The organism is Streptomyces sp. NPDC059582 (assembly GCF_042735715.1).
Taxonomy (GTDB): Bacteria; Actinomycetota; Actinomycetes; order Streptomycetales; family Streptomycetaceae; genus Streptomyces.
Genome location: NZ_JBHWCC010000012.1, coordinates 116,161 through 141,195, shown reverse-complemented (window position 1 = coordinate 141,195; position 25,035 = coordinate 116,161). Strand labels below are relative to the sequence as shown.

Annotated in this window: 23 protein-coding genes; 10 read left to right on the top strand and 13 right to left on the bottom strand. The window is 70.5% G+C overall.

Annotated elements, in window-relative coordinates:
- Positions 1-63 precede the first annotated feature (63 nt).
- Both ACFV0T_RS13950 and ACFV0T_RS13945 read right to left on the bottom strand, forming a co-directional pair.
- Complete coding sequence (locus tag ACFV0T_RS13950) at positions 64-579, bottom strand: glutathione peroxidase (protein WP_385778042.1); 516 nt, start codon at positions 577-579, stop codon at positions 64-66.
- A gap of 65 nt (positions 580-644) precedes the next feature.
- A complete protein-coding gene (locus tag ACFV0T_RS13945) occupies positions 645-1,616 on the bottom strand; it encodes a transcriptional regulator (protein ID WP_385778040.1) in 972 nt (323 codons plus the stop codon).
- A 71-nt stretch (positions 1,617-1,687) separates the two neighbouring features.
- Here ACFV0T_RS13945 and ACFV0T_RS13940 point away from each other — a divergent pair, with 71 nt between their 5' ends.
- On the top strand, positions 1,688-2,878 hold the full coding sequence (locus tag ACFV0T_RS13940) for an MFS transporter (RefSeq protein WP_385778038.1): 1,191 nt from the start codon (positions 1,688-1,690) through the stop codon (positions 2,876-2,878).
- Here ACFV0T_RS13940 and ACFV0T_RS13935 read toward each other — a convergent pair.
- Together ACFV0T_RS13935 and ACFV0T_RS13930 are read right to left on the bottom strand one after the other, a co-directional pair.
- Positions 2,832-3,017 (bottom strand): DUF397 domain-containing protein, encoded by a 186-nt coding sequence (locus ACFV0T_RS13935; protein ID WP_385778036.1) that lies wholly within the window; start codon positions 3,015-3,017, stop codon positions 2,832-2,834. The two genes, ACFV0T_RS13940 and ACFV0T_RS13935, sit on opposite strands and share 47 nt — an antisense overlap.
- Positions 3,014-3,847: a Scr1 family TA system antitoxin-like transcriptional regulator gene (locus tag ACFV0T_RS13930; protein ID WP_385778034.1), complete on the bottom strand. Its 834-nt coding sequence runs from the start codon at positions 3,845-3,847 to the stop codon at positions 3,014-3,016. Before ACFV0T_RS13930 ends, ACFV0T_RS13935 begins: the two co-directional genes overlap by 4 nt.
- Before the next feature lie 94 nt (positions 3,848-3,941).
- On the opposite strand from ACFV0T_RS13930, the gene ACFV0T_RS13925 reads away from it, so the two are divergent.
- Positions 3,942-4,661: a hypothetical protein gene (locus ACFV0T_RS13925; RefSeq protein ID WP_385778032.1), complete on the top strand. Its 720-nt coding sequence runs from the start codon at positions 3,942-3,944 to the stop codon at positions 4,659-4,661.
- A gap of 125 nt (positions 4,662-4,786) precedes the next feature.
- Complete coding sequence (locus tag ACFV0T_RS13920; protein WP_385778030.1) at positions 4,787-6,463, top strand: lysyl oxidase family protein; 1,677 nt, start codon at positions 4,787-4,789, stop codon at positions 6,461-6,463.
- Positions 6,464-6,506: 43 nt separating this feature from the next.
- On the opposite strand, the gene ACFV0T_RS13915 is transcribed toward ACFV0T_RS13920, so the two are convergent.
- From ACFV0T_RS13915 to ACFV0T_RS13900, 4 genes are all read right to left on the bottom strand, one after another.
- Positions 6,507-7,055, bottom strand: a complete 549-nt coding sequence (locus tag ACFV0T_RS13915; RefSeq protein WP_385778028.1) for a hypothetical protein — start codon at positions 7,053-7,055, stop codon at positions 6,507-6,509.
- A gap of 186 nt (positions 7,056-7,241) precedes the next feature.
- Entirely contained in the window at positions 7,242-8,186 is a 945-nt protein-coding gene (locus ACFV0T_RS13910; protein WP_385778026.1) for an N-acetylmuramoyl-L-alanine amidase, read from the bottom strand.
- 213 nt (positions 8,187-8,399) lie between these two features.
- Positions 8,400-9,098 (bottom strand): DUF4232 domain-containing protein, encoded by a 699-nt coding sequence (locus ACFV0T_RS13905; protein WP_385778024.1) that lies wholly within the window; start codon positions 9,096-9,098, stop codon positions 8,400-8,402.
- 261 nt (positions 9,099-9,359) lie between these two features.
- Positions 9,360-9,632, bottom strand: a complete 273-nt coding sequence (locus tag ACFV0T_RS13900; RefSeq protein WP_385778022.1) for a hypothetical protein — start codon at positions 9,630-9,632, stop codon at positions 9,360-9,362.
- A 309-nt stretch (positions 9,633-9,941) separates the two neighbouring features.
- On the opposite strand from ACFV0T_RS13900, the gene ACFV0T_RS13895 reads away from it, so the two are divergent.
- The 3 genes from ACFV0T_RS13895 (at position 9,942) to ACFV0T_RS13885 (ending at position 11,490) form a co-directional block, all read left to right on the top strand.
- On the top strand, positions 9,942-10,418 hold the full coding sequence (locus tag ACFV0T_RS13895) for a CAP domain-containing protein (RefSeq protein WP_385778020.1): 477 nt from the start codon (positions 9,942-9,944) through the stop codon (positions 10,416-10,418).
- Between the two features lie 247 nt (positions 10,419-10,665).
- A complete protein-coding gene (locus ACFV0T_RS13890) occupies positions 10,666-11,022 on the top strand; it encodes a hypothetical protein (RefSeq protein ID WP_385778018.1) in 357 nt (118 codons plus the stop codon).
- Between the two features lie 42 nt (positions 11,023-11,064).
- Positions 11,065-11,490, top strand: coding sequence for a hypothetical protein (locus tag ACFV0T_RS13885; protein WP_385778016.1), 426 nt, complete (start codon positions 11,065-11,067; stop codon positions 11,488-11,490).
- Between the two features lie 133 nt (positions 11,491-11,623).
- Here the strand turns inward: ACFV0T_RS13885 and ACFV0T_RS13880 are convergent, their stop codons facing one another.
- The 3 genes from ACFV0T_RS13880 to ACFV0T_RS13870 form a co-directional block, all read right to left on the bottom strand.
- Positions 11,624-12,067 carry a hypothetical protein gene (locus ACFV0T_RS13880; protein WP_385778014.1) on the bottom strand — a complete coding sequence of 148 codons (444 nt, stop codon included), beginning with the start codon at positions 12,065-12,067 and terminating at the stop codon, positions 11,624-11,626.
- Between the two features lie 306 nt (positions 12,068-12,373).
- A complete protein-coding gene (locus tag ACFV0T_RS13875) occupies positions 12,374-12,598 on the bottom strand; it encodes a cold-shock protein (RefSeq protein ID WP_385778012.1) in 225 nt (74 codons plus the stop codon).
- A gap of 180 nt (positions 12,599-12,778) precedes the next feature.
- A complete protein-coding gene (locus tag ACFV0T_RS13870) occupies positions 12,779-15,646 on the bottom strand; it encodes a BTAD domain-containing putative transcriptional regulator (protein WP_385778010.1) in 2,868 nt (955 codons plus the stop codon).
- Positions 15,647-15,831: 185 nt separating this feature from the next.
- Between ACFV0T_RS13870 and ACFV0T_RS13865 the strand changes: the two genes are divergently transcribed.
- The 4 genes from ACFV0T_RS13865 to ACFV0T_RS13850 all read left to right on the top strand — a co-directional run bounded on the left by ACFV0T_RS13865 (position 15,832) and on the right by ACFV0T_RS13850 (position 22,090).
- Positions 15,832-16,161 carry a hypothetical protein gene (locus ACFV0T_RS13865; RefSeq protein ID WP_385778008.1) on the top strand — a complete coding sequence of 110 codons (330 nt, stop codon included), beginning with the start codon at positions 15,832-15,834 and terminating at the stop codon, positions 16,159-16,161.
- 8 nt (positions 16,162-16,169) lie between these two features.
- The gene (locus ACFV0T_RS13860) at positions 16,170-16,532 is read left to right on the top strand and encodes a CU044_2847 family protein (RefSeq protein WP_385778006.1); all 363 of its coding nucleotides are present in this window, start codon (positions 16,170-16,172) and stop codon (positions 16,530-16,532) included.
- A 131-nt stretch (positions 16,533-16,663) separates the two neighbouring features.
- Positions 16,664-20,878: a trypsin-like peptidase domain-containing protein gene (locus ACFV0T_RS13855; protein WP_385778004.1), complete on the top strand. Its 4,215-nt coding sequence runs from the start codon at positions 16,664-16,666 to the stop codon at positions 20,876-20,878.
- An 846-nt stretch (positions 20,879-21,724) separates the two neighbouring features.
- Positions 21,725-22,090 carry a hypothetical protein gene (locus ACFV0T_RS13850; RefSeq protein ID WP_385778002.1) on the top strand — a complete coding sequence of 122 codons (366 nt, stop codon included), beginning with the start codon at positions 21,725-21,727 and terminating at the stop codon, positions 22,088-22,090.
- Between the two features lie 1,070 nt (positions 22,091-23,160).
- Here the strand turns inward: ACFV0T_RS13850 and ACFV0T_RS13845 are convergent.
- On the bottom strand, positions 23,161-24,036 hold the full coding sequence (locus tag ACFV0T_RS13845; RefSeq protein WP_385778000.1) for a hypothetical protein: 876 nt from the start codon (positions 24,034-24,036) through the stop codon (positions 23,161-23,163).
- A gap of 9 nt (positions 24,037-24,045) precedes the next feature.
- Positions 24,046-24,579, bottom strand: a complete 534-nt coding sequence (locus ACFV0T_RS13840) for a SigE family RNA polymerase sigma factor (RefSeq protein WP_385777998.1) — start codon at positions 24,577-24,579, stop codon at positions 24,046-24,048.
- Positions 24,580-25,035: the final 456 nt, after the last annotated feature.

The following is a 25,035-nucleotide window of genomic DNA, read 5'->3' as shown; positions in this document are numbered from 1 at the left end:
GGGCTCGGCCTTTTCCCCCACCCGACGGACCGGCCCCCCGACGGGCAGGGGAGACGGGCGGGGTCAGCCGGCGAGCTGGGCCTCCACCGCCGCCACGACCTCCGCCGCCTCCGGCTCGGTCTGCGGCGCGAACCGGGCGGCGACCTTGCCGTCCCGCCCGATCAGGAACTTCTCGAAGTTCCAGCGGATGTCCCCGGTGTGGCCCTCGGCGTCGGCGAAGCCGACCAGGCGCTCGTACAGCGGGTGCCGGGACTCCCCGTTCACCTCGACCTTCTCGGTCAGCGGGAAGGTCACGCCGTACGTCGCCGAGCAGAACTCGGCGATCTCCTCGGCGGTGCCGGGCTCCTGCCCGAGGAACTGGTTGCAGGGCACACCCAGCACGGTGAAGCCCTGCTCGGCGTAGCGCGCGTGCAGTCGCTCGAGGCCGGTGTACTGCGGGGTCAGCCCGCACTTGGAGGCCACGTTCACCACCAGCACCGCCTGGCCGGCGTACTGCGCGAGGTTCGCGGAGCCGCCCTGGAGGGCGTCGATCTCGACGTCGTACAGGATGGCGGAAGAGTCAGAAGAGTCAGCAGTCATGCCTGCGATGCTAACCAGCGCCGGATGGGTGCCCGACGACGGCCACCTCCGGCGGCCCGACCGCGTCAGCTCCGCCGGGCCGCCTTCACCAGCACCTCCCCGGCCGCGGAGCGCGAGTACAGCACCGACCGCCCCGCCCGCCGCCGCTCCACCAGCCCCGCGTCCAGCAGTACCCGCAGATGCCGACCGGCCGAGCCGAGCGCCTGCCCGGTCACGGCGACCAGCTGCGTCGTACTCATCGGCGCGCCGAGCAGCACGAGCACCGCCGCCCGGCCGGCCCCCAGCAGCGCACCCAGGCTCGCGGGCACGGGCGGGCGGCCGTGGTCGTCGGCGAGGACGCCCGCGCAGGGGTAGACCACCGCGTACCGGTCCGCCTCCTCCCACGCCACCCAGCCGGTCTGCGGGGTGACCGGCACGAACACCAGCTCGGACCCGGAGATCTCCCGGGGCGGGTACTCGTGCGCGTTGACCTGGAGCCGGTTCTCGCCCAGCCACCGGGTCCCGGGCCGCAGCGCGTCCAGTACGGCCGCCCAGCCACCCCGGCTGACCTGCGCCGTCCGCGCGACGACATCGGCCTCCAGGACCCGCCTGCGCCGAGCCCAGTACGGCCGTACGGTCTCCTCCCAGACCCACTCCAGCAGCGCCGCCGCCCGCTCGGGCAGCTCGTCGTCGCGCTCCAGCGCGGCGGGCAGCGGGCCCGCCAGGGACACCCGCAGCTGCGCGCGGGCCGCGTCGGCCGGCACCGCCCGCACCCGCGCGACCTCCTCCGCGAAGGCCTCCCCGTCGCGCGGGGTGGGTGTGAGGAAGTCGGCGATCCAGTCCCGCCCCAGCCCGGCGCGCACCAGCAGCGCCGTGACCGGGTCGGCGGCGAGCAGCTCCCGGTAGGCGGGCAGGTGCGTACGCAGCCACGCCTGCTCCCCGGGGTGCCGGCCCGCGCCGGCGTGCAGCAGCTTCAGGCTCGCGAAGGTCTCGGCGAGCGGGGAGAGCACGAACCGGCTGCGGGCCAGCGTGTCCGCGTTGACCTGCCACCAGCCCATGACCCGCCCCCACCTTTCGCACCCACGCGAAACAATATCGACCGCTTCCGGTCCCGCCCGAGACTCCGTCCATGACCGCAGACGGCAGCTACAGGTCCCTGTTCCGCACGCCCGAATTCACCCCTCTCTTCCTCTCCACCTCGGTCGGCATCGCCGCCCAGACGGTGAGCGGTCTGGCGCTCGCCACGCTGGTGTACCGGGCGACGGGCTCCCCGCTCCTGTCCGCGCTCAGCATGTTCGGGCCGACCCTGGCCCAGGTGGTGGGGGCGGCCTTCCTGCTCTCGGGCTCCGACCGGCTGCCCCCGCGTACGACCCTGGCGGGCATCGCGCTCTCCTTCGCGGTGGCGACGGCGGTCCTGGCCGTGCCGGGCCTACCGATCGGGGCGGTCCTCGCCGTCGTCCTCGTCGAGGGCCTGATCGCCTCGCTGGGCGGCGGGGTCCGCTGGGGCCTGCTGAACGAGATCCTGCCCAGGGGCGGCTATCTGCTGGGCCGCTCGGTGTTCAACATGATGGTCGGGCTCATGCAGATCGCCGGCTTCGGCGTGGGCGGCATCCTGCTCGCCGTCCTTTCCCCGCGCCCCGCGCTCCTCCTCGCGGCGGCGCTGTACGCCCTCTCCGCCGCGGGCCTCCGCCTGGGCCTGACCCCGCGCCGCCCCCGCACCACGGGACGCCCCTCGATCGCCGCGACCTGGCGGACCAACGTCCTGCTGTGGTCCGCCCGCCCCCGCCGCCTGGTCTACCTCGGCCTGTGGCTGCCCAACGGCCTGGTCGTGGGCTGCGAGTCCCTCTACGTTCCCTACGCCCCCGACGCGGCCGGCCCGCTGTTCGCCTGCGGGGCGCTCGGCATGCTGGCGGGCGACGTGACGGCGGGCCGTCTCCTACCGCCCGCCGTCCGCCCCCGCCTGATCACCCCGCTGCTCCTGCTGCTGGCGACGCCGTACGTGCTCTTCGCCCTGCGCCCGGCCCTACCCGTGGCAGCGGTCCTCGTGACCGTGGCCTCCGTGGGCTTCGGCGCGAGCCTGCTCCAGCAGGAACGCCTGATGGCCCTGACCCCGGACGAACTGAGCGGTCACGCACTGGGGTTGCACTCAGCGGGGATGCTCACGATGCAGGGCGTGAGCGCGCTGCTGGCGGGCACGCTCGCCCAGCTCACCTCGCCCCCGACCGCGATGACACTGATGGCCACCGCGTCCCTCACGGTGACCGTGACCCTGGCTAACGGCGCACGAGCGAAAGAAACGCGTCCCAGCTGCCGGGTGTGACGGTGAGGGTGGGCCCGGTGCCGGGGGACTGCTTGGAGTCACGGATGTGGATGGTGGCGGGGGTGGCGGCGAATTCGAGGCATGCGCCGCCCTGCTCGCTGCTGTAGCTGGACTTGAACCACTGAAGTGCGGTGCTCATTGCTCTCCTAGTAGACGGTCCAACAGGCCCTCGGTCTCCCGATGGTTGAGCGCCTGAGTTCGCAGCATCGCATACTTGCGCTCCAGGACGGACACCAAGTCGGGATCGGCGATCATCCTGCCGTTGAGCTGCCCTTCTACGTAGCTCACACGCTGGTGATCGGGGGTCTCCAGGAGAATGAACGGGCCGGACAGCCCGGCATGGAAGTCCCGTCCGACAGGCATCACCTGAAGCGTCACGCCCGGCAGACGGGCCCACTCCCGCAACCGCCGTAACTGCTCGAAGTAGACCTCGTCCCCACCCAGTCGGTCCCGCACGGTCACCTCGGAGATGACGAAGCTGACGCTCGGCGGCACCTTGCGTTGCAGGATGTCCTGTCGCTCGATGCGCGCCTCGACCCGCTGGTCGATCTCCTCCTCCGTGAGCGGTGGGACGTCGTTCAGGAAGACGGCCCGTGCGTAGGCGGGGGTCTGGAGCAGCCCCGGCAGCACCTGGTTGTCGTACCAGGACAGCGTCAGCGCCTCCCGCTCCAGGTCGATGTACTCCTCCGCCCACCGAGGGAACAGATCGACCTCCGGCATGTTCGCCACCGCGACCGCCAACGCGCCCTTCGTGTCGAGGAGGTCGTCGAGGGCCGTCGCCAGGTCCTCCTTCAGCGTCCTGCGGCCCTGCTCGATCGACGCGATCGTCTCCTCGTCGACGAGCAGCCGTTCGGCGAGGGCCCGTTGGGTGAGGCCGGCCGTGCGCCGGAAGACGCCGACCAGTGAGCCGACCATCTTCATCGCGGACGCGTTCTTCGTGCGGCGCCTGCCGCCACTGCCGTTACCCATACCGCCATGATGACCACGGAGCGTCACTTTCACCTCGCGAACGCCAAAACCCCGGAGGCTCCCCGAGAATGGTCCGCGGACGTTTCGTCGTGGAGTGGGGGACACGATTCAGTCGGTGCTGGTGAACATCGCGATCGGACTGGTGACCAGCCTGCTCGGTGGTGGCTTCGTATGGCTGGGGGAGCGGGCGAAGCGGGCCCGGGAGGTGAACAGACGGGCCGAGTTCTTCGGCGTCCGGCCCGGTGAGACGTGCCTCGTCGTACTGGGCGGCAAGCACGACTCTCCCGGCAGCGCCCATTACCAGGACGTCCGGGCTGTCGTGGAACTGTCGCTTCTGGCCGGCGAGTTGGGCTGTGACGCGACGCTGGAGTCGGGTGACTTCCGGGGCGGCAACGGCGACCGTACGGAGTTCTGCGTCGGCGGTCCGCTCGGCGCCAACGCCCGTACGGCGGGCCATCTCGCCGCGCACCTGCCCGGAGTGACCGTCCATCCCTATGACAGCGCCCGCCCGGACTCGGTCGCCATCGAGGTCGACGGGGAGACTTTCCCGTACGACCGGCGTAACCAGGAGTACGCCCTCGTCGCGAAGTTTCTGCCGCGGGAGTCCAGCAGGCCGGTGTTCCTGGTGTGCGGGCAGTCCGCCGTGGGCAACCTGGCCGCGGTCCACTTCCTCCGCCGCGAATTCGGACGGGTGGCCAAGGAACTGTCGTCGGTCGAGCGCTTCTGCCTCGTGATCAAGGTCTCCGGCATCGCTACGTACGAGTTCCACCGGGCGGAGCTGGAACGGGACCTCTCCGAGGTCGCCTTCGGCTGACCGTGAGGCGCCCCGACGTACTGGCCCATCGGGGCGAATGTGACCTCAGCAGGCAACCCGGACACGCTCTTTACTCCTCTCACAGGATGCTCACAGGTTCGGCATCCATCACAGACGAGGACCCGATGACCAGTCAGGAACAACGCCACCGTCTGAAGCGCTCGACGCTCGCCTTAGCCGCCGCACTCACCGTCGTGGCCACCGCCGCCGGAGCCGCTCCCGGAGCGGGGACGGCCGAGGCCGCCACACCCGGGAAACCGCAGCTCAGGCTGATCGCCGCAGCGAACTCCGTGACACTCGACCGCTGGGAGGGCGAGCCCGGGGTCTACCTTGACCTCGGCACGTACGTCACGGTCGACAACGCGCCCTTGGAGCTCAAGGTGACGCGGAAGTCGTACAAGGACCCGGTGGTCGCGCAGCAGATCCTCCGCAACGGCACCCGTACGCAGACCAAGACCCTCCCCGCCGGCCTGGTGAAGGACTTCTCCGGCCTGCCCGGCTTCCTGGAGGTGTCGGTCAGGAACGCGGCGGGTCAGGAGGTCTCCAGGAACAAGGGGTCCTTCTGCCCGAACAACGCCTCGGGCCGCCTTCGCCCGGACGCCCCGGCCACCTCGCACTACCCGGAGAGCTGCCCCACCAACCCGTTCACCCTCGGCTCGGTGTGGGGCGTGGAGAAGGGGTGGGCGTCCAACTCCAGCACGGTCGACTACGACAAGCCGGTGGACCTGCCGGCGGGCGAGTACACGGCCAAGGTCTCGGTCGCCAAGAAGTACCGCGACCTGTTCGGCATCCCTGACGACAGCCCGACGATCAAGGTGACGGTACGGCAGCAGAGCAACGAGGGCGGCGGCCAGGGACTGACGGCCGACCGCGGCGCGCACTCGACGCATTCCGGGCACTCGGCGCCCGCTGCCGGCCCGGCCCACCAGCACGGCCCGCGCGGCGCCGACGCGCCCACCCCCGCCGCCCTCTCGCACGCCCTCGAAGACCGCGGCCTGGCCCACCACCTGGGTGACGGCCCGGGTCACACCGACGGCTCGCGCATCGCGCCCGCGCTCACGGCCGGCGCTGAGCGGCCCTCCGGACCGGCGGGCGTACCGGCGAACGTGCCCAAGCCCGACCTGCGTTCGCTCCCGGCCTGGGACATCGCCATCACGGACGGCGAGGACGGGGACGTACCGGGCAAGGACTACCTCGCGTTCAGCGCGAACGTCTGGAACGCGGGCCCCGCCCCCCTCGTCGTGGACGGCTTCCGCAGCCCCGGCAAGGACCTGATGGACGCGTACCAGTACTTCTACGACGCGAACGGCAAGCAGGTCGGCTACACCCCCACCGGCACCATGGAGTGGGACCCCCGGATCGGCCACGAGCACTGGCACTTCACGGACTTCGCGAGCTACCGCCTGCTGAGCGCGGACAAGACCGAGGAGGTGCGCAGCGGCAAGGAGGCGTTCTGCCTGGCCAACACCGACGCCATCGACTACACGGTCAAGAACGCCAACTGGCACCCGTACAACACCGACCTGTCGACCGCCTGCGGCCAGCAGAACTCGATCTCCGTACGTGAGGTCCTCGACGTCGGTTCCGGCGACACGTACACCCAGTACCGCCCCGGCCAGTCCTTCGACATCACCGGCCTGCCGAACGGCACGTACTACATCGAGGTCATCGCCAACCCGGAGAAGCGTCTCCAGGAGACGAACCTCGGCAACAACGTCGCTCTGCGCAAGGTCGTCCTGGGCGGCACGCCGGACGCCCGCACGGTGACCGTACCGCCGCACGACCTGATCGACGCCAAGTAGGGACATGGGGAGGCCGCCGACTGGTCCCCGGCGCGTCCGGGGATCAGCCGCCGGCTGTCGGGGGGTCCGCCTCGACCGGTTCCCCACGGCCGACGGTCAGGGACCAGCGGACGCCGGAGGGGGCCGTGACGGAGACGGTGCCGCCGCGGTCCACGCCGGTGAGGGCCACCTGGTTGTAGATGGTGCCGACGGTGTGGGCCGGGCAGTCCTGCCGGAAGAAGATGTCGACGGAGTCCACCATGACGGCGACCTTTCCCGGGCCCTGGCAACGCACCGCGACGATGAGCGCGTCGCCCTTCGCGCCCTCGCGGAACGGGATGTGGGCGCTCCCGCTGGTCGCCCCCTGGCGGGCGGCCAGGGTCACGCCCGTGTCGAGTTCCGGTGGCTGCTCGACGGACGGGGTGTTCTCGGAACGGGCCCCCTCCGCTTCGGCCGAGTGCGTGGGCCGGGCGGACTGCTCGGCGTCGGTGGGCCGGGCGGACTGCTCGGCGTGCGTGGCGCCGGAGGTGCAGGCGGCGACGGGAAGGAGCAGGGCGAGGCAGGCGGTGGTCAGGCCTGCTCTCGTCCGTGCTGGTGGAGTCCGTTCTGACATGGCGTTTCCCCCCTTGTGGCTGCCGTGAGCATGCCAGCGCGGGGTCGCGGAGGTGCCGCTTCCGGGGGATTTCTGAGCAAGATGTGAGGTACCGGATCGAGCCGCCCGGATTCGGTCACCTGGACTCGGTCACCTGGATCCGGTCCACCCGGTCCGGTCCACCCGGTCCGGTCCACCCGGTCCGGCTCAGGCGACGACGGTGAACAGGTGGCTCTGCTCGCCGAGTTTGCCGAGGGAGACCTTGCCCGGGATGCCGTTGGCGTCGGTGCCGGTGTAGCCGAGGTGGCGCTGCCACTTGGCGTAGGCGGCGACGGTCGTGGAGCCGAAGGAGCCGTCGCCCGCGAAGGCTTCGGCGAGGTACCCCAGCTTGACCAGGGCCGCTTCGGTGAGGTTCGTACCGGCCATGTAAGTGACATGCCCCTGCCTGGCGCCGGGGTCGGTCTTCGCGGCCGTGACAAGACGGGACAGGTCGACGCGCGGCTTGGACGCCGTACCCGTGCCGGGCTTGGTCGGGGTGGGCTTGACCGGCCCGGGCTTCGTGGACACCGCCGCGAGCTGCTTGCGCACGTCGGCCCGGAAGTCGTCCATGTCGAAACTCGGGTCGATCTTGCCGGGCTGGGCTTCCTTGTGCCCGGCGACGGACTTCTCGGACCAGCCGTGCGCCCGGCACAGTGCCGCGGCCCACAGCACGGCCTGTCGGTACTGCGCGTCCGGGTAGGGATCCTTGCCGTTGCCGAGGTTCTCGATCTCCAGCCCGTACAGGCAGTCGTTGCCGTCGGCGTTGGCCTGGTCGTCGTGCGGAAGCCGGGTCTCCGCCCGCAGGGCGTCGAGAACGTCGAGGTCGACGGCCCCGGCGTGGTTGGCGCGGCCGTGGCCGATCATCCACAGTCCGTCGGTCTTGCCGAGCCAGCTGTGGCAGAGCGGCCCGGGGAGGTCTGGTCTGCCCCGGTAGCAGAGCTCCTTGTCGCCATGCCCGGCGGTGTGGTGGATCAGTACGCCGATCACGGGCCCGAAGGCCCTGCCCGTCGCCGAGTCACGGTTGTGGCTCTTCCAGCCGGCGTGCTCGTGCACGGTGAGGCCCTCGGCCTTCAGCGCGGCGAGTGTCTTCGCGGCGGACAGCGGTGCGGCCATGACAGCGGTCCTTTCGTCGGCCCAGCGCGGTAAGTGGACGTGTGGCAAGGGGAGTTGAGATGTTCACGTCGTCCCGGAAAAGGGACGGTGTCCATGTCGCTCAGCATCCCGGAAACCGCATACCGCGCGGGCAGAAACCGCTTCATTGACGGCGCCCGCGGCTGCCGTCGGTACCACCGGCGCCCGCCGGAACCACCGGCCGCGCCGGTCCGGTCAGGAAGGCTCGGCGGCCGTCACCGCGGTGACCGTCACCTTGTTCTCGCACTCGGCGAACTGACCGTCGTCCAGGGCGACCTGGTGCGCCCCCGAGCCCGGCAGACCGATCACGAGCGTGGGGTACACCACGGGGTCCGAGCCGGACGCGCAGTAGCCGTCGGCCTCGCCCTGGACCTGGACGAAGGTCAGCTTCACCCAGGCGCTGCCGCCCGGGGCCACCCGTACCGAAGACGCCGATCCGGTCCGCGTCACGGACAGCGGGGAGTTCTTCTGCGGAGAACCGTTGGCCGCCCCGGCCACTGTCGGATGACCCTTGAGGTCGCACGCCTGTTCGGAGGTGTTGGTGAACTCGATGACCGCCGCTCCGGTTCCCGTGCCCTTGGGGCGGTCGGTGGCCTGGCGTGCGGCCACCTTCAGGTCGGCTGCCGCGCAGGTCGTCGCCGCGCTGCCGGCCGGGCCGGATCCGGCGGAGGGGCTCCCCGCCGGTGCCGCCGACGTGCCGTCCGCGGCCGTCGACGCCGACGCGGCGGAGTCCGGCGAACCGGAGCGCGACTCCGAGGCGCTCGGCGTACGGGTCGGCGAGGACGCGACCGTGTGCGATCCGCTGTCGCCGGACTGGCACCCGGCCAGCATCAGTGCCGCCGAGGCCGCGACCATCGCCATCACGGTGCCGCGCATGCCATTGCTGTGCTGCATGTTGTCCCCCGAAGTCGTCAACGCACCGGGCGCCGACAGGAGTCGGCGCCGTCGATACAGACAGAGACAGAGTGGGTGGGTGTGGGGTTCTCCAGGTCGAACACCTGTGACGCAGCGGTGACGGGACCGGCTGAGTCCGGTCTGTCGCGTACGACGTCCCGTGCGCTCGACCTGGCCCCCTCACCCTGCCCCGACGCCGCCCGGACGGTCGGCAGACACGCCGGATCCTCGCTCCTAGGGGTGCTTCGGCCCGGACGGGCCCTAGCCGTTACCCGGAGCCTGTCGGCATGCCTCGATGGCGGTCGCGGGCGCGACGCCGATGTCGGTCAGCCCGCCGGCGCAGCGGATCTGGTCTCCCACCAGACCCACGTAACACGCCATGCGCACGGCGTCCGTGACGTCGGTGCCGTTTTCCTGGACGTGGTCCTGGCAGGACTGGATGTCGGCGTGGGCTGTCGGAGCGGCCAGGCCGACACCGCCAAGGGCGAGGGCCAGACCGGCGAGAACGCTGGGGATACGAGCTGACGGACGCATGGGAACGCACCTGCTCTCTCGTGCTTCGCGGTTCGTATGACGCGCGGTCCGCGCGGGGCGGCAGCGCGCCACAGGGCGATCATTTCGACGCTAGAACACATCCCCCAACCATGCATTTCAGCAGGTGAGCGGCCTCCGGGTGCACGAATGGCCCAGTGCGTCCACGATGGATGCCAGAGTGATCGAAGACAGGGGCACGGCACGGGGGCGGGGGAGGAACGGGCCGCAGGGGAGGGCGCTCTGTCGAAAGCATCCCTGCCGGACGAGGAAGAGGATGTCATGCTCATGAGAACACGTCGCATTCGCCAGATGACCGTAGCCGCCTGCGCGACTCCGTTGCTGGCGTTCGGCGGTGCAGCAACCGCCGGCGCCGCCACCGTGACCGTTCCCTCGGTCCCCTCTGTCGTACAACAGGCTTCCGCGGGCGAGATCCTGACCCTGGTCAACGAGGAGCGCAAGAACGCCGGTTGTCCGGCCCTGAAGTCGAACCCCGAGCTCACCAAGGCTGCTCAGCAGCACGCCGAAGACATGGCGAAGAACAACCTGACGGGGCACACGGGCTCCGACGGCTCCGGCACGCAACAGCGCATCGACAAGGCCGGCTACAACTGGAGTGCCTGGGGCGAGAACGTCTCCGGTCCCGGCCACGCAACCGCGAAGGACCATGTGCAGGGCTGGCTGGACGACCCGCCGCACAAGGCCGACATGCTGAGGTGCTCCTTCACCGACACCGGTGTAGCGGTGTCCGGCGACCGCGCGGTCCAGGTCTTCGGCACTCCCGGCTAGACGGGGAACCCACCTCCCCCGAAGAAGGGGCACTCCCGCCGAGGGAGTGCCCCTTCGCCATGAGGCGCCCCGGTCCCCGCCCGGAGGCGGCGGCGAAGTGGCGGCGAAATGGCGGCGAAATGGCGGCGGACAACGGCGAGATGCCGTGAGGCAAATGGGGCGATAAAATCGATAAGGCGCAAATATGGGAGATCGTAAGGAATATGGGGGACCGAACATCTCAAGGCAGCTCAAGGCAGGTGGAATGATGAATCGGACCCGTCGCCTCGCAGTACTCGCGCTCCTGGTGACCCCCGCGCTCGCGGTGGGCCCCACGATGGCCGCACACGCTTCGACCGCCACCGCCACCGCCACCTCCACAGCCACCGCGCCCGACGCCGCGAACCGTGCGGCGTGCCATGTGGAGACGGAGTCGAACGGCAAGTACCACCTGTGGGGCGAGGGATTGCCCGGCGGCAAGGAGGTGACCTATTCGGGGTCCACCTCGGGCACCGTCCGCACGGACAAGTCGGGCGGGTTCGACCTCGGCGGGCTCAGCGGAGGCAAGTTCACCGTGAAGACGTCCGATGGCAAGAAACTGACGTGCGCGATGGTCCGCTACTGAGGATTCCAGTTCACGGTGGCCCTGCCATCCGAGGAGGCCGACATGACGACCAGTGGCGCCAACCCGCACCCGTGGCATGGCCCCGCATCCGGTACCACCGTCTTCGCGTCCGCGATGATGATTTTCGGCGGCGCGATGGCGATCTTCGAGGGGATCGCCGCTATCGCCCGGGACAGCGTGTTCGCCAAGACGCGTCACTACGCGTTCGAGTTCAGCCTGGCGGGCTGGGGCTGGATCCACCTCATCCTGGGCATCGTCCTGGTCCTGGCCGGTGCCGCGGTCCTCAACGGTGCTTTCTGGGCACGCTACTTCGGCGTGATGGTGGCGGGCCTGGGCGCGCTCGCCAACTTCCTGTGGCTGCCGTACTACCCCCTGTGGGCCCTGACGCTGGTGGTCGTCAACATTCTCGTCGTCTGGGCGCTGTGCACGGGAATGCACAGAGAGGCCGACATGGGCCACGCCCACTGACACCGTCAGCCACGGAGGCCGGCACCGACGCGGGAAGTCGGTGCCGGCCTCGACACCGGAAGGGCCATAGCGGACGCTCAGCATGCCGCAGGCCTGGTCGCCTGAACGCGGTAGCCGGAACCGGTCGGCCCGTTCAGTCGCCCGAGTGACCCCAGAAGTGGATCTCCTGGGGGTTGCCCTCGTCGTCGTGCAGCACGGCGCACCGTCCGACCCATCGCGATCGGGGGAAGGCGTCGAAGTCCTTGACGTGCGCGCGGGTCAGCTTGGCCGTCCCGAGCAGCTCTCGCGCTTCCTCGGCCGTCACGGGTTCCACGGTGTTGTAGTCCGGGGTGTCGTCAGGTCCCACGACACGGAAGACGTCCAGGATCGAGTGCGTACCGGCCTCCTGGACCAACTCGACTTCCCACAGCTCCTCCAACGACCGCGGCCGAGGCTCCCGCTCCTCCTCCGGCCGCCAGTCGCCACCGTTGACCCAGTAGTAGTCCCCGGCCTCGAACACCTCGCGCCGCAACTGCTGGAGCGCAGCATCGAGGTCCGCCTGGTAGGGCACGTAGTAATCCCACTTCGAAGCCCCCACCGGAACCCACCCCTTCTTCCTGCCGTCCGTCGACGCCGGAAGCTAACACCTGCCTCCGACACCCCGCCCGTGACCTAGGACGCGGCGCGACGCGACAGCGAACAGGTGGGGGAACGTGGGCGTGGGCGTAGACGGCTGTCGATCTCAGACGCCAGGCGCAAGACGCCAGGGGATCAGACGCCAGACGTCAGGGGATCAGACGCCAGGCGTCGGACGCCAGGGCGTCAGACGCCGGGAAACAGAGGCCAGGGGGCGAGGCGTGCCAGGTGGCAGGGGCCAGGTGTCAGAGGTCGGGGATGTCGGGGATCAGGCAGGCCGAGGCACGATGCTCACCGCGCGGTAGTCGTACCCGTCCTGCTTGAAGCCGGGGGCTTCCCACGTGAGGTCCACTCGCTGTCCGGGCTCCAGGGTGCGGAACCCGGTCATCTGGATGTCGGAGTAGTGGCCGAAGCAGCCGCCGGGAGTCTCGGGGGAGTCGAGCACACCCCACCCTTCCTCGTCGCGCCACTCACGGACCGTCGCAGTCACCATGCGCCGAAGCCTACGACCCGGCCCGCGCCGGCCCACTCGGGGGATTCGTAGCGGCAGCGGCTTGCCACCGAACAGGCCACCCCTCACCGGCGGCGACACCTTTCTGCGCGAATCAGCGGCCCCGTACTCAATGCGCTCCGCTGGACGCTGTCCGGCGAAGCGGGCGCAGGTGACGACTTTCTAGGAGACTTGGCCGTCTTCGAGCCTCGCAGCAGCCCGTCCCGCACGGTCGACGCGGTGTGCGCGGGTGCTGTGGACCTCGAGCACGGCCCGGAACTGCTCGTGCGCTTCGCGGACACGGCCGGTCGCCAGGTAGGCGTGACCCAGGCGGCTGCGGATGTCCATCTCCAGCCAGTCGCAGCTGGGGTCGGTGAGCGGGTTCAGCAACTGGTGCTGAAGAAGGGCCTGGTGATGGAGGGCGATGGCCGCGAGCGGGTTTCCCTCGCCTCGCTCCGCCGTACCGAGCCGGGTCAGACTGCGCGCGCAGAGGAAGACGTCCCCGACCTGCTCACCCAGCGCTACCGCCTGACGGAAACGGCTCTTGGCCTCGCCGTAGTGGCCCAGGCGCAGGAGGACGTCGGCGGCGCAGGTCAGGGTCCTGCCGAGGACGCGCGGTCTGCCGTCCCGCTCGGCGTGCGCGTGGGCGCCGGCGAAGCAGGCCAACGCCTCCTCGTTCCGCCGCCGGAACTGGTGGACGAGGCCGAGGGTGACGAGGCCTATCGAGGCGACCCAGTCGTTGCGCATCCGCCGGGCCAGGTCCACCGCCGCAGTGAGATGGGTGATCGCCAGCTCGTCCTTGCCCACACTCAGATCGATCGCCCCGAGCAGGGTGAGGCTCCGGGCCTCGTCGAGGGCGTCGGTACGGCGCCGGCTGAGGTCCAATGCCTTGGTGGCGTAGGCGCGGGACTCCCTGTACCGGCCCTGGTACACGGCGGTGTAGCTCAGGCAGTTCGGCAGCGCGGTGGCCATCCGCCGGTCGGTGGCCTCGTCCACGTGCGCGAGGGCGATCTCCAGAGCCGTCTGGCTCTCGTGGTAGCGGCCCTGCCGTACGAAGTAGTCGCACAGTGCCTCGGCGAGCCAGCAGGCGTAGTCGGCTTCGCCGAGGGACGCGGCGTACCCGACGACGTCGACGAGTTCGTTCCCCGCCGCGTCCAGCCAGGCCTCCGCGTCCTCCCAGCGCGTGAACGGTGCTTCGGCGGGGCGGGGTCCGGTGGGGAATCCGGCGGGGCCCCAGTCGCTGGTGACCCTGGCCGCGTCCAGGTAGAGACGGAAGGCGGCCTTGCGCGCGGCGACGGCCTCGCCTGGCGCGGCTTCCGCAAGGCGTCGGGCGTGCACACGGACCAGGTCGTGCAGTCGGTAGCGGCCCGGACGCGGCTGCTGCAGAAGACTCGTGTCGACCAGGCTCTCCAGGATCCGCTCGGTGTCGTGGGACGGCCGGTCGAGCATGGTGGCCGGCGCCAGCAGATCGAACTCGACCGTCGGTGTCAGGCCCAGGGCGCGGAACACGCGCTGCTGCTCGGGTGCGAGCTGGTCGTACGACAGCCGGAAGGCGGCCTCCACACTGCGGTCACCGACACTCAGTTCGCCGAGCAGATGCTCATCGTCCGCCATGCGGCCCACCAGGTACTCCACCGTCCAGGTGCCGCGGTTCTGCAGCCGCGACCCGGCGATGCGCAAGGCCAGCGGCAGCCCGTCGCACAGCCCGACCAGCCGACGCGTCGCCTCCGGCTCCCTGCCCGCGCGTTCCTCCCCGATGATGTGCGTGAGCAGGGACGCCGCCTCCCCGCTCGGCAGGGGTTCGAGGGTGACCCGTCGGTCGGCGTCGAGTTCGGCCAGCCGTCGCCGGCCTGCCACCAGGACCCTGCTTCCCGCGCCCGCGGGCAGCAGGGGCCGAACCTGGTCGGCGTCGAGAGCGTCGTCCAGGACGAGGAGCAGCCGTAGCGAGCTGGTCGTCGCGCGCCAGGCGGCGGTGAGTTCGTCGAGGTCGCTCGGCAACTCACCGGTGGCCGTGCCGAGCGACCGCAGGAGCCGCTGCAACGCCTGCTCCGGCGACTGTCGTCGCTGGGTGCTGTGCGCGCGCAGGTCCACGAACAGGCAGCCGTCGGGGTACTGGGCGCTGAGCTCACGGGCCGCGCGCACGACGAGCGCGGTCTTGCCGACCCCGGCCGTACCGTCCACCGTCACGATGGACACGGATCCCGGCGCGGCGGGCGTGACGAACTGTGCCAGTTCGGCCTCCCGTCCGATCAGGTGGCCTGCGTCGCCCGGCAGTTCGTTGATCGTACGACGGCGCCGGGTGCGGGTGGGAACAACGGCGGAACGCGCCACCCCGGCCGGTCCGAGGAGACGGTCGGCGTCCTGGTGCAGCACCGCGTCGTACGTCCGGCGCAATTCCTTGCCGGGGTCGACGCCGAGTTCCTCCCGCAGGCGCCCCCGCATGTCCTGGTAGGAGCTCAGGGCTTCCGCCTGGCGTCCACTGGCGTACAGCGCGCGCATGCGCAGCGCCAGTACCGATTCGTTGAGGGGATCGGACGTGGACAGCGCGGCGAGTTCGTCCAGCGTGTCGGGGGACCGTTCCAGCAGGACCAGGCACTCGAGTCTCTCCAGGCGCAGAGAGAGCCGACGCTCCTGCAGTCGCTGCCGCTCCGCGTGCGCGCGCTGTCCCGGCAGGCCGGTCAGGGGCTCGCCGCGGAACAGGGCGAGCGCCTCGGAGTACCGGTCCATCGCCGTGGTCACATCGCCGGACACCTTCGCGTGCCGAGCCTCGGCGGCCCGTTCGTCGAGCTCGGTGACATCGAGCCGCACCGCGTGGCCGACGAAGCGGTACCACCCTTTGCCACTGCGGATCACCGACTCCGTCGGCCCGGCACCCGTCACGTCGAGTGCCTTGCGCAGCGGATGGACGTGGCTCGGCAGCACCTTGTGGCCCGACCCCGGCGGCTGCCCCTCCCACAGGTCGTCGAGCAACCGCTCATGACTCACCCGGGTGTCCGCGCGCAGCACCAGCGCGGCGAGTACGGCCTGCCGCCGAACCGGACCCAGATCCAACGGTGTTCCGTCACGCCAGGCCCGGAGCGGCCCCAGTAAGGCGATCCGAAGCTCCTGAGGAGTTCCCCCGTCCACCGTGAAGCCTCCGCTCCCGTACATCATCGAAATTTCATCAGCATTGCAGCACCCCCGGCCAGGGTGACGGAGACGACATCGCACAACCCGCACAACTGAAGGGATTCCCAGTGACTGCAATGGATGTGGTGGCCACCGCGTTCGCGACCGGGGTGGCGGACGGACGCACGGGAGCCGCGCGCGGACCTGTCCATGACCTGTACGCCGGACTGCGGGAGGCGGTCCGCCGGAAACTGGCCGGGAACTGCGGGGGCTGCGGCTACGGGGTGCGGGTGCTGGACGCGTACGAGACGGACCCCGACGTGTGGCGGACCCGGTTGCTCCAGGTGCTGACCGGTTCCGGGGTGGAGACGGACGAGGAGATCCTCGTGGCGGCTCGCGCCGTACTCCGCACGGAGCGCCCCACGAGCACTCGGTGTGGCGCGAGGGGGGAGTGGTGACCCATCTCGTGGAGGTTCCCGTCAGCGTGACGGATGGCCGGCCAGAGGTGGTGAAGATCCAGGTCGAGGCGCACGGGGACGGTCTGGTCAGGGTCGCCAGGCCGGGGCAGGTGGTCGCACGGGCCACTCGCTCGTTGGGCGAGATGGTGGCCGCGGTCAGGCCGGTCGCCCAGAACTTCGTCGACGGCTTCCAGGACATGGCCCGCAGGCCCGACGAGATCACCGTCGAGTTCGGCCTTACCCTGTCGGCGGAGGCCGATGTGGTGATCTCCAGCACGTCGGCGCAGGCCAACTTCAAGGTCGTACTTGTCTGGCATGAGGGGCTTGCCGATCCCACGGGAGCCTCCGCCGGAGACGGGGCCGCGTCGTGACGGCGGTCGAGCCGGGCCGGGGGATGCCTGATCCCTCCGGTTCCGATGCCTCGACGGTCGACTCACCGGCGCCTGAGCCCTCGGTCTTCGCCCCTGCCGTCGGCGCGGCCGGAAGTGCCCTGGCAGCGGCCGTGCTCCAGATCCGGAACCGACGGGGCGAGCCGGTCGGGCTGGGCTTCCTGGTCACCAACGAACTGGCCCTGACCTGCGCGCATGTCATCACTGAGGCGCTCGGCACAGCCCCGGGCACCGAGCCCGCCGCCGATGCCCGGATCGGTCTGACGCTTCCCCTGTTGAGGACCTTGGCCGGAAGCACGCCGAACGGTGCCACGGCAGACGCACCGCACGTCATGGCGAGTGTCGAGCACTGGGTTCCCCCGCAGCCGTCGGGCACCGGAGACGTGGCCGTGCTTCGCCTGGACACCGTGGTGCGGGGCAGCCGACCGGTCCGCCTGGTGGACGAACCGGATGTGTGGAAGCACCCCGCGCGGGTGTTCGGGTTCCCCGTGGGCCGACCCGGGGGCGTATGGCACTCGGCCCTGCTCCGCGCCCGGCAGGCCAACGGATGGGTGCAGGCCGATCTGGCGGAGACCGGCTACCGGGTGTCCGGCGGCTTCAGCGGCAGCCCGGTCTGGGACGAGGAACTCAAGGGCATCGTGGGCATGATGGCGCTGGCCGAGGAGGGCGAGCCCCCGGCGAGCTATCTGATCCCGGCGGCCGGCTTGCTGGACGCCTGGCCCGCACTGCGGCCCTTGGTGCTGCCACCGTCGCCGTTTCGGCGGCTGGTGGCGTTCGAGGAGGCAGACGCCGGTGTCTTCCACGGCCGCCTGGCCGAGTCCGACGCGGTCGCCCGCATGGTCGCCCGCGAGCGCTGGACCGCGATCGTGGGCCCCTCCGGCTCCGGCAAGTCCTCCCTGGCCCGCGCCGGGGTCGTACCGAGGCTGCGGCGCGTCGGCACGTCGGTGCTCGTGCTGCGGCCCTCCGCGGGCAGCACCCCGACGGCTCGGCTGGCCTTGGAGTTGCTGTCGCTGCTGGAGCCCGGCCTGTCGGAGACGGACCGGCTCGACCGCGTTCCGACGCTCACCCGGGTCCTGGCCAGGGAGCGCGGCCTCGCCGATGCCGTCCCGCGGGTGCTCGAGCGACAGGGGAGTCGTCGACTTCTGGTAGTCATCGACCAGTTCGAGGAACTCCTCGCGCGCGAAGCGGCGGCCGTCGACGAACTGGCCGGAGTGCTGTTCGACGAGACCCTGCCGGACACGGTCCGCGTGCTGACCACCCTGCGGGCCGACTTTCTGGGCGCGGTCCTTGCCCACCCGTTGCTCGGGCACGCGTTCGACGGGCAGCGGGCGTACGGCCTCGGCCCGATGCACCCCGACCAGCTCCGTGACATCGTCACCCTGCCGGTGGCCGCCATCCCCGGCGTGCAGTACGAACCCCACCTGGTCGACCGCATCCTCGACGACACCGGCACCGAGCCCGGCGCGCTGCCCCTGCTCGGCTTCGCCCTCGACCAGCTCTGGCGGGAGCAGCAGCAGACACACGGACGACTCACCCATGGGGCGTACGAGAGGATCGGCGGCGTCACCGGCGCGTTGCACGACCACCTCGTCGACGTATGGGCCACCCATGTCCCGGAGTCTGACGAGCAGACGGCGCGGAGGCTGTTCACCCAGCTCATCCGCGTGCCCCTGGAATCGGCCGGTGTCACCCGGCGCGTGGTCACGCGCACCGAACTCGATGACGACGAATGGCGCGTCGCGCAACGACTCGCCACCACACGCCTCCTGGTCACCGGCAGGGACGCCGAAGGGATCGAGACCGTCGAGCTGGCCCACGAAGCGCTCATCTCCAGCTGGGACAAGCTGGCCGGCTGGGCCGCGGAGGACCGTTCCTTCCTCGTCTGGCGGGAGTCCCTGCGCCACGACCGGCACCGCTGGGACTCCGCCGGACGATCCCCCGAGCTGCTGCCGACCGCGGCGGCTCTGGCGAGCGCCGATCCGTGGCGGCACGAACGCGGAGCCGAGCTCACCGCCGCCGAGCACGAGTACCTCGAACTCGGCCGCGCACAGCGCCGTTCGCGCACCCGCAGGCGCCGGGCGCTCACGTCGGGCTTCGGTGTCCTCGGCGTGCTCGCGTTGCTGTTCGGCACGATGTTCGCGTACACGCGACAGGAGAGCCAGGAGCGCCAGGCACTCGCCGACTCCCGCTCCCTGGCCCAGTACTCGCAGGACCAGGCGGAATTCGACCCGGTGCTGTCCGTGAAGCTGGCGCTCGCGGCCTACGGGACCGCGCCCACGCAGGAGGCGCGCAGCCAGCTGCTCCGGCAGTACCTGGCCACCGCGGGATCCACCAGGGTGCTCTCCGGTCTGCTGGGGACGGTCGAGCAGTTCCAGACCAGTCGGGACGGCGACGTCGTCTTCGCCAGGTCGGCCCTGGGTCGCGCGACGCTTTTCGTCCGGTCCCTCACCGGGACCGTGCGCAGCGAACAGTTCTCCCGCAAGCAGGTGAACAGGGCCATGGTGTCGGCCGACGGCAGCCGGGTCGCGTTCGTCTGCGACGACGGGTCGGCCGGCTGGTTCGAGGTGCACCCGAACGCCGAGCGGCTCATCGGCGCGTTGCACGAACTGCCCACGGTGGAGGACCTGCTCGTCTACACCTTCGAGAGCAGGAACGGGTTCACGATGTCCGCGGACGGACGGATCGTCGCCGTCCGCGCGCGGAGCGGCCTGATCTGGTGGGACCTGGACAGCGGCACGGTCGGCGGAAGGGTCCCCGACGTTCCGCACGGCAGTGGCAAACTGTGGATCGGCGCCGACGACCGGAGCCTGCTGGTGGGCACCTCCGCCTACGACGGCGACAAGTACCACTCCGGTCTGGCCGCGGTCGACATGGCCACCGGCAGGAGCCGGACCGTCGTGCGCGACGCCGACGACGTACTGGTCTCGGGCGACCGATCGACGGTCGTCGTCTGCCGTGACGGCGACTCGGGCTCGTCATTCACCCTGCGGCGGATCTCCGACGGAGCCACACAAGGACGTCGCTACGACGGCACCGACCACTCCGACTGCGACCTCCAGGGCGTCGACACGACCGGGCGTCACATCGCCACGGCCGACGGGGACACCCTGTCGCTGGTGGACCTCTTCCAGGGCGAGACGATCAGTGAGGCCACCCAGCTCAGCGGGATCACGGCGACCGCGTGGGACCTCGTGTCCCACGGCGGCAGCCTGTTCGTCGCCGGACACAGCGGCTCACTGATCAATTTCGTCGAACTGTCCACCGAGCCCAACGTCCTCGATGTGAGCGAACAGAGACTCAGCGCGGACGGCAGCAGGACCATCAGCCTCGTGGACGACGGAGCGAGCCTGCAGGTCCACTCCGTGAATGCCGTTGCCGTCGACCCGCCGATAGCCGAAGCGAGCCGCCCGAGGCCGTACTGGTACCCCAAGAACGCGTACCAGCTCGTGCTCAACTCGGACCGGACACTCCTCGCCGACTGGGTCGCCCAGAACGCCATCTCCATCCGGAAGGTGTCCACGCTGCGGCAGACGGCCCGGATCATCGTTCCGAAACCGCCCTCCACCTCTGCGTTCCAGTACTTCTTCGACCGGAACGCACGCCTCGTGACCGTCTCCGGGACGCTGGTGCAGCAGTGGGACACGCGCACGGGCAGGCAGCTCGCCCACTTCGACATCAAGACCATCATCGCCAGGAGCCGCAGTGCGAGCACTCCGCCGACGGCGCACGTAGCCCAGTACCCGGGGGACAATCAGGTGGCCGTGCTCCTCTCGGGCGACCCCACGGTCCGGGTCATCGACCTCACCACGGGACGCACGAGCACGACCGTGAAGGTGGCCGCCGACACCGTCGCCACGCAATTCGACCCCAGTGGAGAGTACTTCGCCGTCCTGCGCAGCGGCACTGTCGTGGAACTGTGGCGGCGCGACCCGCTGCGCAAGGAACTGGGACCGCTGCGCAGTGTGGCCGAGGACTCCGTGAAGCCGTACGTGGCGGGATTCATCGACGGGAAGGGCGGCTTCGCCGTGGCCGCCAACAGCTCCGTACGGATCTACGAGGTGGGCAGCCGCAGTTACCGCGAGTCGTACGACCTCGGTCGTTCGCCCTCCAGCAGCATCCTGGGAGACGGTTCATACGTTTTCCGGGACATGGCCCCGGACGGCAAGACCGTGATCTACCAGAACTCGAACAACACCGGAGGCCCCTTGCGCCTCGATCCCGCGCGGTGGCGGCGCGCACTGTGCGGCGTGATCGGCAACCAACCCTTCTCCGCCGATGAGAAAGCCGGCCTACCGGCGCGCGTACCGACTCAACCGGTTTGTCCCTGACCGAGATGCTCCGGCGGTGGCGCCGCGTCTGTGAACGCCGGGACGCGCGCCCCGCGGGAGTGGTCCTTCTCGGCCTGCGCCAAGACGGTGATACCCGACGTATTGACATCGCGTCGGTGTACCGATCAGGGGGTGATCTGCCACCTTGCGGAGACGGCGAGCCCGGGCGCCGACGACAGCCACGGGTGGGCGGGCGTTCGACGTGGCCCCCGGCCGATGGCCCCGGAACCCGTGCGCTTGTGGTGCGGCTCGCGCGCCACGGAACACCGCCGCCCCTCAGCCTGCTGCGGGCACGTAGGATCCCGAGCGCGTTTCTGATCCGAGGAAGGGGAAGGGGCACCGGCGTTCAGCCACTTGGCCGACGGAAGCAACCGGGCGCCGGCAGCCGAGCCCTCAGCTCTGAAACCGAGCCGATCTAGGGACCGCTGCCCGGATGACGTGCCATGGAGTGATGCCTCAGGTGACGACCGGGGCAGTCCCCGGAAAGCCGCAGAAAAGTGGGCGTCAACCGGCCGGACTCGGCGCGCAGTTCGAGACCGCGTGAAGGAGCCGCACGGCCTGCTCGCCATCGGCCGGTCATGGCCACCCTGGATTCCAGAGGTGACGGCTCGTCGGCCGACCCTCCGCGGGGACTCGGGTGGAGTGCCTCTCCCGGGTATGAACCGAGGCTTGCGCCGGGGTCGGCCGAGGTGTGACCGCGGTCTGCTGCATTGGTGTCACCGACTCACCGGGTCGGGGGTATGCGCTGTCGACCGGCGAGCCGGGTATGTCGGATAAGTGTAACTATCGCACCACGGTGACATGGCGACTCCCGGCCGTCACCGCACCCGGCAGGAGGACCGATCGATGAACTTCACCCACAAGCGTCTGCTCGGCGTTACCGCGGCGGTGGCCACGGGTGCCACGGCCCTGCTCGGCACCGGCGCCGGCACCGCCCAGGCCGCCGGCCGAGCGCACTGCGACCGCGTCGAACGGATCGTGTGGATCAACGACCCCAGCCGCAACATGACCGGCCACGGCTGCAGCCTGCCGGACAGCAAGCGCCCCTGGTACACCGTACGGATCGACACCCTCGTACAGCCCCACTACAAAACGGAGTATCTGGACGGAGGCATCAGCCGGACCGAGACCCTGCACGACAGAACCGTCAGGTGCATGGGCTACACGTCCGAGCACGGCACGGTGAACTGGTTCGGCTGCCTTCCCCACTGACACTCCCGCCGAGGGCTCCCGAGCCGACGCTCCCGTCCCTCAGCACGGTCCGGCCTTCCAGAACGCCGTCGTGCGCACTGGCCGGCGGTCACCTCGATGTGGTCACCGCCGGCAGGGACGGCCCGGAAGCGCGCTCGTGAGCATCTACTCCGACGATACGCAGTCCCTCGCACCACCTCATGGCGAGCATCCGAGGACCGAGTTCCGCGCCGAGCGCTGTCCTCCGTCTGCCGTCCGGCGTGGGATTCGAACCTGGGACATCCGCTTCGGAAGTTCGACCAGACGGCCACCAGACCACTCGGTCCGCACCGTGTCGGGGCCGGCCACCGCGCCGACCACACCCGGACGCGGGACGTCATGCCCGCCTCCGGCCTGTCCCCCTGAGCGGCACCGTGCTCAATCCGCCCCGCCGGACGCTGTCCGGTGGGGCGGGCGCATGTGACGACTCGGTGTCCCGTCCGATCAGGTGTCCTGCGTCGCCCAGCAGTTCGTCGACCGGGCGACGGCACCGGGACCGGGTGGGAACAGCGCTGGAACGTACCGCCGTGCCGCGAGTACGGTCGGCCGTCGAACCGGTCCCACGCCAAGCGGTGTTCCGTCACGCCAGGCCCGGAGCGGCCCCAGTAAGGCGATCCGAAGCCCCTGGGCCACCGGGGTCACTGCCGGGAATGGGCGGTCTTCGCCGACTGTCGCTGCCGCCCGCCCGCCCGCCCGCCCGTCCGTCCGCTCGGTCGGTGACGGGCGGCCGAGCGACAGGGGGCCGCGACCTCAAGGTCGAGGCCCCCTTCGCCGCCGCGCGCACGAGAACGCCTTCCGGAGCGATCAGGGTCCGCCGCAGACGTCCTGCCGATGCACCTCGGTCGGAACCCGTGCCACCGTCGCGAAGCCGGCGGCACGGTTCCGGGGCTCATACGGTGGCGCCCCTGGCTGCCGAGAAGTGCACCACGGCGGCCGGTGTGCCGTCGGCGAGGACGCCGGTGATCCGGAAGCCGACCGGTGTCGCACCCCGGGACGCGGCCTTCGTTGCTGTACCGGTCCTGGCGGCCTCGGCCTCAACACCGCCCCCGCTTTCAGCCGCCCGCGGTGGTGGTCTGCTTCTTCTGCATCGGGTGCTCGTCGGCGTACCGCACCAGGTCGAGGAAGCGGGAGTCGCCGACAGCCGCGAGCAGTTCGTCGCTGGTGACGGGGGCGGAGGCCTTGGCGTTCACGTCCGGGTTGACGGTGAGTCCGATGTCACTGTGCCCGTAGCGGAAACGGACCGAGGTGGCCATGGTCTCGGGCGAGTCGGTGAACACGCGGAGCGAGGTGGCCTTGATGCCGCCTGGCAGCATGGCCTGCTCACAGCTTCCGCCCTTGTCGGCGAGCGCGGCGGAGGGACAGGGCTCCGGGTCCGGGCTGTCGCCGATGGGCCGTACGGAGAAGATGATGGTGAACACCTTCCCGTCTGTGGTTTCGCCCTGGTAGTGCGACACGTAGAGGTCGACCGGTCGGATCAGGCCGACAGAGTCCGGCAGCAGTTTGTCGAGGAGGACAGCGGCCTGTTGCTGGAACTGCGCTCGCCGTTTCTGCTCGGTGGGGGGCAGGTTGGCCATGGACCGTTCGTCGTCGCTCGTGGGGTCGATGTGGACCGGCGTGCGGTAGGGCTCCGGTGTGTGGTCCGGTTCGGGTGACTCGTGTGGTGAGGGTGTGCCGCTCGTGGCAGGACGGACCGTCGTGTGCGCGGAGCCCCCGACGGAAAGCGTCAGGGAGCCGAAGACCACGGCCCCGGCCGCACAGGCGATCCCGGCGGCGATCGCGAGACGGGCACGTGCCCTGCGGCGTCGGCCCTGGGTGACCGCGGCGGGCACCAGGTCGTGCAACGACGGGAGCTCCGCCACCGCACTTTCCATCGCGTCCCTGACTAGCAGGGCGCTCCCGCGGTCTTCTTCGGGCAGGTTGGCTGTCATGGCGGTTCCTCAGCTCCCCGTGGCGTAGATGTGGGCCTCGCCCAGTTGGGCGCGCAGCTTTGTCAGGGAGCGTGAGCACTGGCTCTTGACCGTGGACTCGCTGCACTTCAAAAGCTCGGCGACGGACTCGACGCTCTGGTCCTCCCAGTACCGCAGCACGACGATGGCCCGCGCTCGGGGCGGGAGCCCGGCCAGTGCAGACATCAGCGTCACTCGAAGATCGGTGTGGTCGGGTGCGGGCCGGGGGTCGGGGCGGGAGTGCGCCAGCAGGTCCCGCAGGTGCCGCCGTCGCTCGGCCAGGTAGGTACGGGTCAGCACGGTCCTGGCGTAGGCCTCGATGTGGTCGGCGGCACTCGCCCGCCGCCAGTGCTGGAAAAGCTTGGCGAGCGTGGTCTGCGTCAGGTCCCGGGCGATGTCCGGGTCACCGCACAGCAGGTACGCGGTCCGGTACAACCGTCTCTGGCTCGCCTGTGCGAAGGCCTCGAAGCTCTTGGGCGCCTGGGATTCCTGCGGCGCTTCGGAGCCTCGGCCGTTCTTCGGCATCTGCTCTCCCTTCCGGGCCCTGTCACGGGCTGTGTCCTGTCACCCCTCTTCAGAGCGCTGCCGCACGATAAAGGTTGAAACCGAATTCGCTTTGGCCCGCGAGTGCTCCCGGCCCGCACACTGTGGGCGGTGTCTGTCGGGGGCGCGGTGGTCGACAGAGACATCGGGCCGTCGCTGGATCGCGCTCAGGGACGCGCACCATGCGGTGAGCCGGTACGACGGGTTCGCTCGGCGACCGTACAGGTGGCGGGACGCTGCCGGCCGCGGCGCCCGTCGACGGTGACGATCTCGAAGACGAGCGGTGTCGCTGAGAGCGCCGACGTTGCCCACGAGGCCCGCCCCCGCACCTCGGCGGTCAATTCCCCATGCCGCGAGCCTGGTTGGCTGCCTTCACAGGACTCCGCGAGGGCGGCCGAGCCGCTGCTGTATCCGGAGCACCGGGGCCGGGCGCGAACG

Bases quoted from the DNA above. Each gene is read 5' to 3' on its own strand.
- ACFV0T_RS13915 (WP_385778028.1), bottom strand. From the start codon at position 7,055: ATGTCAGAACGGACTCCACCAGCACGGACGAGAGCAGGCCTGACCACC.
- ACFV0T_RS13905 (WP_385778024.1), bottom strand. From the start codon at position 9,098: ATGCAGCACAGCAATGGCATGCGCGGCACCGTGATGGCGATGGTCGCG.
- ACFV0T_RS13840 (WP_385777998.1), bottom strand. From the start codon at position 24,579: ATGCCGAAGAACGGCCGAGGCTCCGAAGCGCCGCAGGAATCCCAGGCG.
- ACFV0T_RS13875 (WP_385778012.1), bottom strand. From the start codon at position 12,598: ATGGTGACTGCGACGGTCCGTGAGTGGCGCGACGAGGAAGGGTGGGGT.
- ACFV0T_RS13930 (WP_385778034.1), bottom strand. From the start codon at position 3,847: ATGGGTAACGGCAGTGGCGGCAGGCGCCGCACGAAGAACGCGTCCGCG.
- ACFV0T_RS13935 (WP_385778036.1), bottom strand. From the start codon at position 3,017: ATGAGCACCGCACTTCAGTGGTTCAAGTCCAGCTACAGCAGCGAGCAG.
- ACFV0T_RS13885 (WP_385778016.1), top strand. From the start codon at position 11,065: ATGACGACCAGTGGCGCCAACCCGCACCCGTGGCATGGCCCCGCATCC.
- ACFV0T_RS13845 (WP_385778000.1), bottom strand. From the start codon at position 24,036: ATGACAGCCAACCTGCCCGAAGAAGACCGCGGGAGCGCCCTGCTAGTC.
- ACFV0T_RS13920 (WP_385778030.1), top strand. From the start codon at position 4,787: ATGACCAGTCAGGAACAACGCCACCGTCTGAAGCGCTCGACGCTCGCC.
- ACFV0T_RS13850 (WP_385778002.1), top strand. From the start codon at position 21,725: ATGAACTTCACCCACAAGCGTCTGCTCGGCGTTACCGCGGCGGTGGCC.
- ACFV0T_RS13940 (WP_385778038.1), top strand. From the start codon at position 1,688: ATGACCGCAGACGGCAGCTACAGGTCCCTGTTCCGCACGCCCGAATTC.
- ACFV0T_RS13890 (WP_385778018.1), top strand. From the start codon at position 10,666: ATGAATCGGACCCGTCGCCTCGCAGTACTCGCGCTCCTGGTGACCCCC.
- ACFV0T_RS13945 (WP_385778040.1), bottom strand. From the start codon at position 1,616: ATGGGCTGGTGGCAGGTCAACGCGGACACGCTGGCCCGCAGCCGGTTC.
- ACFV0T_RS13910 (WP_385778026.1), bottom strand. From the start codon at position 8,186: ATGGCCGCACCGCTGTCCGCCGCGAAGACACTCGCCGCGCTGAAGGCC.
- ACFV0T_RS13895 (WP_385778020.1), top strand. From the start codon at position 9,942: ATGACCGTAGCCGCCTGCGCGACTCCGTTGCTGGCGTTCGGCGGTGCA.
- ACFV0T_RS13950 (WP_385778042.1), bottom strand. From the start codon at position 579: ATGACTGCTGACTCTTCTGACTCTTCCGCCATCCTGTACGACGTCGAG.
- ACFV0T_RS13900 (WP_385778022.1), bottom strand. From the start codon at position 9,632: ATGCGTCCGTCAGCTCGTATCCCCAGCGTTCTCGCCGGTCTGGCCCTC.